The sequence below is a fragment of the Actibacterium sp. genome, assembly GCF_041584535.1.
Classification (GTDB): Bacteria; Pseudomonadota; Alphaproteobacteria; order Rhodobacterales; family Rhodobacteraceae; genus Actibacterium_D.
This window is the reverse complement of the sequence record NZ_JBFHDW010000140.1, coordinates 1-6,800: the sequence shown is the minus strand read 5'-3', so window position 1 is coordinate 6,800 and position 6,800 is coordinate 1. Positions and strand designations below refer to the sequence as shown.

The 6,800-nt window shown below is 62.1% G+C and carries 9 protein-coding genes and 1 pseudogene; 4 read left to right on the top strand and 6 right to left on the bottom strand.

The annotated features are described in order from the left end of the window. Positions 1–197, top strand: a pseudogene (locus tag ABYW26_RS08405) (DNA polymerase III subunit epsilon); the annotation flags it as partial. 35 nt (positions 198–232) lie between these two features. Here ABYW26_RS08405 and secB read toward each other — a convergent pair. Next, positions 233–715, bottom strand: a complete 483-nt coding sequence (gene secB / locus ABYW26_RS08400) for a protein-export chaperone SecB (RefSeq protein WP_372604323.1) — start codon at positions 713–715, stop codon at positions 233–235. Positions 716–773: 58 nt separating this feature from the next. Continuing rightward, positions 774–1,244 (bottom strand): FxsA family protein, encoded by a 471-nt coding sequence (locus ABYW26_RS08395; RefSeq protein ID WP_372604322.1) that lies wholly within the window; start codon positions 1,242–1,244, stop codon positions 774–776. 107 nt (positions 1,245–1,351) lie between these two features. Between ABYW26_RS08395 and ABYW26_RS08390 the strand changes: the two genes are divergently transcribed. The 3 genes from ABYW26_RS08390 to ABYW26_RS08380 are packed head-to-tail and all read left to right on the top strand — an operon-like array spanning position 1,352 to position 3,649. Further along, on the top strand, positions 1,352–2,017 hold the full coding sequence (locus ABYW26_RS08390) for a Tim44/TimA family putative adaptor protein (protein ID WP_372604321.1): 666 nt from the start codon (positions 1,352–1,354) through the stop codon (positions 2,015–2,017). Beyond that, positions 2,014–3,048 (top strand): murein transglycosylase A, encoded by a 1,035-nt coding sequence (locus ABYW26_RS08385; protein ID WP_372604319.1) that lies wholly within the window; start codon positions 2,014–2,016, stop codon positions 3,046–3,048. The genes ABYW26_RS08390 and ABYW26_RS08385 overlap by 4 nt, the downstream gene beginning before the upstream one ends. A gap of 1 nt (position 3,049) precedes the next feature. Then, positions 3,050–3,649: a Smr/MutS family protein gene (locus ABYW26_RS08380; RefSeq protein WP_372604317.1), complete on the top strand. Its 600-nt coding sequence runs from the start codon at positions 3,050–3,052 to the stop codon at positions 3,647–3,649. Here ABYW26_RS08380 and hslU read toward each other — a convergent pair. The 4 genes from hslU to ABYW26_RS08360 form a co-directional block, all read right to left on the bottom strand. Continuing rightward, a complete protein-coding gene (hslU, locus tag ABYW26_RS08375) occupies positions 3,637–4,944 on the bottom strand; it encodes an ATP-dependent protease ATPase subunit HslU (RefSeq protein WP_372604316.1) in 1,308 nt (435 codons plus the stop codon). The two genes, ABYW26_RS08380 and hslU, sit on opposite strands and share 13 nt — an antisense overlap. After that, a complete protein-coding gene (gene hslV, locus ABYW26_RS08370) occupies positions 4,941–5,498 on the bottom strand; it encodes an ATP-dependent protease subunit HslV (RefSeq protein WP_372604314.1) in 558 nt (185 codons plus the stop codon). The genes hslU and hslV overlap by 4 nt, the downstream gene beginning before the upstream one ends. 106 nt (positions 5,499–5,604) lie before the next feature. Continuing rightward, entirely contained in the window at positions 5,605–5,925 is a 321-nt protein-coding gene (gene trxA, locus ABYW26_RS08365) for a thioredoxin (RefSeq protein ID WP_372604313.1), read from the bottom strand. Between the two features lie 59 nt (positions 5,926–5,984). Beyond that, positions 5,985–6,800, bottom strand: an 816-nt coding sequence (locus ABYW26_RS08360) for a PD-(D/E)XK nuclease family protein (RefSeq protein WP_372604312.1), incomplete at its 5' end; no start/stop codon positions are given.

The following is a 6,800-nucleotide window of genomic DNA, read 5'->3' as shown; positions in this document are numbered from 1 at the left end:
TCGGCGGTCGCCAGCCCGATCTGGTTCTGGGCGTTCAGGTCACGACAACCACGGTCGGCCATATCGAGGTCGGAGAATGGCGGCCCAAGCCGCGCCCGGCGCCGCTGCCGTCCCGCCTGACCAGCGCCGAGGAACAAGCGCATCGCGACTTCATCGCCAAGCTGGGCGATGACGCGGTCTGGAAAAAATATTCCTGAAACAAAAAGCCCCGGCGTGACCGGGGCTTTGCAGTTTAGTTCGGTTTGGCGGCTGCTGCGGCCTGGCGCTGAGCCTCTTGCCGGTAGATACCGACGAAATCGACCGGCTCCAGCGCCAGCGGCGGGAAACCACCGTCGCGAGTGACGTCGCTGACGATGCGGCGCACATAGGGGAACAGCATCCGCGGGCATTCGATCAGCAGGAACGGATGCAGTTGCTCGTCCGGCACGCCTTCGATGTGGAAAATACCGGCGTAATCCAGCTCAAGCAGGAACAGCGGCGACTTGTCTTCCTTGCTTTGCGATTTGACCGAGAATTTGGTGATGACTTCGTATTGGTTATCAACCGGACGCTTTTTCGCATCCAGCGCGACCTGAACCTGAAGTTCGGGCTGCACGTTTCCGGTCACGCCCTTTTGCATCATAAAGTTTTCAAACGACATATCCCGGATATATTGACCCAGAATGTTCATTTTGACCTGCGGCTGAGTGGCTGCCGCAGCGGCTGAATCGGTCATGTCATGCTCCTGACAGGTAAATGGTTGGCAGCGTCCTTAGCAGACAGTGACGCCGGTCTCAATGCTTGGTCCAGCCCGAGGGCGGCAGCGACGGATCGGGGTCGGGGCGAACTTCGGTGAAATCGCCGTCGATCACGTCGTCGCCGGGGGCGCGATAGGTCTGTTGGGTGGAAAAGGTCTGGATGCGAACGCGCGATTTGGCCCAGCGAAAGGCGACCGCGCGAAACGGCGGGAAAAGCAGTAAAAGCCCGACAAAATCGGTGAAAAACCCCGGCGTCAGCAGCAAAACCCCGGCAATCAGGATCATCGCGCCATGGGCAAGCGGTTCGGTCGGGTCGTTCATCTGGTCAAAGCTTGAGCGGATCTGGTTCATCGCCAAAGCGCCTTGCGCCCGCATCAGGCTGGTGCCAATGACAGCGGTCAGCACGACGATCGCAAGGGTCGGCCACAGACCGATCAGACCACCGACCTGAACGAACAGACCGATTTCGATCAGCGGCACCGCAAGAAACAGAACCAAAAGCCACATATTTTCGCCTTTCCCAGCCAGATCCCGGTCGCTGGACTTGACGCGACCTGTGCCCTACATATGTGCAACCTAAGCAATTCACAAACCCCCGACCCAACGAGGTATCCATGAGCTCTGCCATTATTCAGCTTGTTGTTCTGGCAGGTGTCGCAGTGTTCCTGATCCTCAAGCTGCGCTCGGTTCTGGGCACACGCGAAGGTTTCGAGAAACCGCGCGTCGACATCGCCAACCCGGCTGAACGCGCCGCCCCCCGCCGCGAATTCGAAGTTATTCAAGGCGGTCAGGATGCCGACATCACCGATCACGTTGCCGATGGCACCGACGCCGCCAAAGCATTGGCCGCGATGAAGCTGATCGAGCCGTCGTTCAACGTCACCCAGTTTCTGACCGGCGCACGTGGCGCGTATGAGATGATCCTGATGGCCTATGAAAATGGCGATGTTGGCCCGGTTCAGCCGTTCCTGTCGGCCGATGTCTATGAAAGCTTCCTGTCGGCCGTCGCTGCGCGCGAGGATCAAGGCCTGTCGATCGACGCCACCTTCGTTGGTCTGGGCGAGATCGAACTGGTGAACGCCACCTTTGACCGCGACACCCAAGAGGCCGAACTTTCGGTGAAATTTGTCGGCGAACTGACCTCGGTCGTGCGCGATGCTGAGGGCAAGATCGTCGAGGGCGACCCGAACAAGATCAAGCGCCAGCGCGACATCTGGACCTTTGCCAGAATTATGGGATCGAATGATCCGAACTGGCAACTGGTCGCAACCGGGGAATGATCCGTGGCTTGCGGGCTGTCGCCGCTGCGGCGGTGCTGACCGTGAGCGGCGCGGTCGCGGCCTTTGGCGCCAGTGCTGAAATCCTTAGATTCGAAGACCTTGACGGCTGGGCCGACGACGATCATGCCGCGGCCCTGTCGGTGTTTCTGAACACATGTGGCGATCTGAATGCCCCCGAATGGCAGCCGATTTGCGGCTTTGCCCGCTCGAACCCCGATCCGCGCGCGTTTTTCGAACTGTTCTTTCGCCCGGTGCTGATCGGCGGCGAAGCCCCTGCCCTGTTCACCGGCTATTTCGAGCCCGAACTGACCGGCTCGCGCTATCCCGACGCGCGGTTCCGCTATCCGGTCTATCGCAAACCGCCCGAGCTGGAGCCCGGCGCGCTGTGGTATAGCCGCGCCGAGATCGAAGATCGCGGCCTGCTGCGCGACCGTGGGCTTGAACTGGCGTGGGTCGATGACCCGGTTGACGTGTTTTTCCTGCAAATTCAGGGGTCTGGTCGTATTCGTCTGCGCGATGGCTCGGCGGTTCGCGTTGGCTATGGCGGGGCGAATGGCCATAAATACCGCTCGATCGGGCAAGAGCTGGTGCGCCGTGGCGTCTATCAGCCGCACGAGGTGTCCGCCGATGTGATCCGCAATTGGGTGCAGCGCAATCCGACGCAAGGGCGCGAGCTGTTGCAGCACAACCCATCTTACGTGTTTTTCCGCCGCGTCACCGATGTGCCCGCTAATCTGGGGCCGCTTGGTGCTATGAACCGCTCGATCACCCAGATGCGCAGCATCGCCGTCGATCCGGACTTCACCCCGCTGGGTGCGCCGGTCTGGGTTGAAAAAGGCGGGCGCGGCCCGCTGCGGCGGCTGATGGTGGCACAGGATACCGGCTCGGCGATCAAGGGACCGCAGCGCGCCGATATTTTCTTTGGCACCGGCGAAATTGCCGGGCGGCAAGCCGGGTCGATCCGCGATCCGGGCCGGATGGTGGTGCTGTTGCCAATTGATCGGGCCTTTGCCCTGGCGCCGGGGGGTTAGGATGGCCCGCCGCAAACGACATCTCAGCCCCGAGGAACGCGCCCTGTGGGACCGCGTTACCGAAACCATCGTGCCGATGCGCAAGCAGCTATTGAAATCCGATGCGATGCCGGACGACCATCCCACCCCGCCGCGCCCGATACCCGAGGTGCCGCACCGTCGGTTTCATGTCGGTCAAAAATCCACCCTGCCCGCGCTAACCCATGATCTGGCCGCCGATCCCGCCGATCACCTGCGGGGCGCCAGCGTGCGGATGGATCGGAAGAACTATCAGAAAATGACGCGCGGCAAGCTGTCGCCCGAGGGCCGGATCGACTTGCACGGCATGACGCTGGCCCGCGCGCATCCGGCGCTGACCCGGTTCATCCTGTCGGCCCATGCTGACGGGAAACGGTTGGTTCTGGTGATTACCGGCAAGGGCCGCGACCGGTTCGATGACGATCCGATCCCGGTGCGGCGCGGCGTTCTGCGCCATCAGGTGCCGCATTGGCTGGCCTCGCCGCCGCTGGGCGCGCTGGTGCTGCAAGTCACCCCGGCGCACCAGAAACATGGCGGCGACGGGGCGTATTACGTGTATTTGCGCCGAAGTCAGAGCACGTAGCGGCTCATATCGGCGGATTTCAGCAGCTCGCCCAGATTTTTCTGCACGAATTCGGCGTTCACCGTCACCACGTCACCCGACCGGTCCGGCGCGGTAAAGCTAAGTTCTTCGAACACCCGCTCCATCACCGTGTAAAGCCGCCGCGCGCCGATATTCTCGATGCTTTGGTTCACCTCGGCGGCGATTTTCGCCAGCGCGGCGATGCCGTCTTCGGTAAAGCCGACGGTGACCTCTTCGGTCGCCATCAGCGCGGTATATTGCCGGGTCAGCGCGTTGTCGGTTTCGGTCAGGATGCGCACGAAATCGCTTTCGGTCAGGGCGCGCAGTTCGACCCGGATCGGCAGGCGACCCTGCAATTCCGGCAACAGGTCGGACGGTTTGGCGATGTGGAACGCGCCCGAGGCGATGAACAGGATATGGTCGGTTTTCACCGCGCCGTATTTGGTGCTGACGGTGGTGCCTTCGATCAGCGGCAGCAGATCGCGCTGAACGCCTTCGCGGCTGACATCGGCGCCGCGCGCATCCGAGCGGGCGCAGACCTTGTCGATCTCATCCAGAAACACGATGCCGTTCTGCTGAACCGCCTCTAGGGCGACGCGGTGCACGGATTCATCGTCCAACAGCTTGTCCGCCTCTTCGCTGATCAACAGATCATAGCTTTCAGCAACGGTGATTTTCTTTTTCACCCGGCGTCCGCCAAAGGCTTTGCCGAACATGTCGCCAAGGTTCAGCATCCCCATGTTCTGACCGGGCTGGCCGGGCAGTTCGAACATCGACATCGGGTTCGAGGTGTCGGCCATTTCCAGCTCGATCACGGTATTGTCCAGCTCGCCACGTTTCAGCTTGCCGCGAAACAGCTCGCGGGTTTGCTCGCGGGCGTCGGTGCCGGCGATGGCTTCGATCACCCGCTCCTCAGCGGCCTGATGCGCGGCGGCCTTGACGTCTTCGCGCATCCATTCGCGGGTTTCGATGATGGCGTTATCGACCAGATCGCGGATGATTTGTTCGACGTCGCGGCCGACATAACCGACTTCGGTGAATTTCGTGGCCTCGACCTTGATGAACGGCGCGCGGGCCAGCTTGGCCAGACGGCGGCTGATCTCGGTTTTGCCGACGCCGGTGGGGCCGATCATCAGGATATTCTTCGGGTAAACCTCATCCCGCAGATCGTCGCCCAGTTGCTTGCGCCGCCAGCGGTTGCGCAGCGCCACGGCAACGGCGCGTTTGGCGTCGTTCTGGCCGATGATGAACCGGTCCAGTTCGGATACGATTTCGCGGGGCGTCAGATCGGTCATTTTTCGATAGTCTCCACGGTCAGGTTGCCGTTGGTGTAAACGCAAATATCGGCGGCAATCGCCATCGCTTTGCGGGCGATGCCTTCGGCGTCCAGATCGGTTTCCATCAACCCGCGCGCCGCCGCCAGGGCGAAATTCCCGCCCGAGCCAATCGCGGCAACGTCATGTTCGGGCTCTAACACGTCACCGGCGCCAGTAATCACATAGATCTCGGACCCGTCCGACACGATCAGCATCGCCTCAAGCTTTTGCAGGTATTTGTCGGTGCGCCAGTCCTTGGCCAGTTCGACCGCGGCGCGCTGAAGCTGGCCCGGCGTCGCCTCAAGCTTGGCTTCCAGCCGCTCAAGCAGGGTAAATGCATCGGCGGTCGATCCGGCAAAGCCGCAAACGACATCATGCCCGCCGGGCGACAAGCGGCGCACCTTGCGGGCGGTGCCTTTGATGACGGTTTGGCCAAGGCTGACCTGTCCGTCGCCCGCGATCACCACCTTGCCGCCGCGTTTGACGCCCAAAATCGTGGTGCCGTGCCAGCCGGGGAATTGATCGTCTGCCATTGGTGCCTCCTGTCGTTTTGTCCTATCTGGCGGCGCAGAACACGGGGAACAAGCGCCCAAACAAAAAGGGGCGCCGAAGCGCCCCGAATTCGTGATGTCCTAAGGTTCAGATCGAATCTTCGATCCAACCCTTCAGCGCGGCCTTGGGGGCGGCACCGATTTTGTTCGACACAACCTGACCGTCCTTGAACAGGAACAGTGCCGGAATGCCGCGCACGCCCATCTGAGCCGGCGAGTTCGGGTTCTCGTCGACGTTCACTTTGACGACCTTGATCTTGCCGTCGAATTCTTCGGACAGCTCTTCCAGAGCGGGGCCGATTTGTTTACAGGGGCCACACCACTCGGCCCAGAAATCGACAACCACGGGCAGGTCCGAGGATCGTACTTCTTCGTCGAATGTTGCGTCGGTGACAGCTACGGTTGCCATGATGGCTCTCCTTGGCAGCGGATAAGTTGCACGAAACCTATGTAGCCCCCCCGCTAAGGTCAAGATGTCGTTGCGCGCGCAAGCGCATCTGCAACGAGTTGTGAAGGCAGCGGCATCAGCTGCGCGGCTGAGGTCCACAAAATCGCGGTCTCGATGGACCGGTCAGGATAGATCCGGGCCAGCGCCGCCGCATAAGCACCCATCTGCCGCAAGATGCCCTCGGGCACCGCGTCGGGGCTGCCGGGTATTTGGGCGTTTGACTTGTAATCCAGCGCCAGCACCCGGTCGGGGGTCAGGATCAGCCGGTCGATAATTCCGTGGATCGGGGCAGAAAGCCCGGGCAAGTCGGCGGTAAAGGCAACCTCGGCCAAGGCGCTTGGGTCGAACAGGTGTTGCAGGTCCGGCGCGGTCAGAACGGTTTTGGCCTCGGCGAACAAGGCGGCGCGGTCGGCGTCCGGCGTGTCGGGCAGGATTTTTCGCGCCAGATCCGGCCAGCTGGCCGGATCGGCATCAGGCAGATGCTCTAACAACAGATGCAGGCGCGAGCCGCGCAGCTTTGCCTCGTCCTCGGTCAGGCCACCCTCGCCCGGCAATGCCTTGGCGCCACCAAGATCTGACGGCGACAGCAATTGCGGCGGGTGTTCGGGCGCGGCGCAGGCGGTGGTTGCCCATGTCGGCAAAGGCGCGGGCGGGGCCTCGGCCGCCTGATCCTGATCCGGCGCGGCCTGCGTCCAATCGCCAACCTGCAACCGCAGCCCCTGCCCGCCCTCGAACATATGCGCCGTGGCGCCGGATCGCGTCATGCCTTCGGCAACGCGCTCGTACCAGCTGTTGCCATTGTCCAGATCGCCCGCGGCGCAGGTGATCAGCCATTG

Excerpts from the sequence above, each read along its gene's own strand:
- secB (WP_372604323.1), bottom strand. The coding sequence starts at position 715 with ATGACCGATTCAGCCGCTGCGGCAGCCACTCAGCCGCAGGTCAAAATG.
- ABYW26_RS08395 (WP_372604322.1), bottom strand. The coding sequence starts at position 1,244 with ATGTGGCTTTTGGTTCTGTTTCTTGCGGTGCCGCTGATCGAAATCGGT.
- ABYW26_RS08390 (WP_372604321.1), top strand. The coding sequence starts at position 1,352 with ATGAGCTCTGCCATTATTCAGCTTGTTGTTCTGGCAGGTGTCGCAGTG.
- ABYW26_RS08385 (WP_372604319.1), top strand. The coding sequence starts at position 2,014 with ATGATCCGTGGCTTGCGGGCTGTCGCCGCTGCGGCGGTGCTGACCGTG.
- ABYW26_RS08380 (WP_372604317.1), top strand. The coding sequence starts at position 3,050 with ATGGCCCGCCGCAAACGACATCTCAGCCCCGAGGAACGCGCCCTGTGG.
- hslU (WP_372604316.1), bottom strand. The coding sequence starts at position 4,944 with ATGACCGATCTGACGCCCCGCGAAATCGTATCCGAACTGGACCGGTTC.
- hslV (WP_372604314.1), bottom strand. The coding sequence starts at position 5,498 with ATGGCAGACGATCAATTCCCCGGCTGGCACGGCACCACGATTTTGGGC.
- trxA (WP_372604313.1), bottom strand. The coding sequence starts at position 5,925 with ATGGCAACCGTAGCTGTCACCGACGCAACATTCGACGAAGAAGTACGA.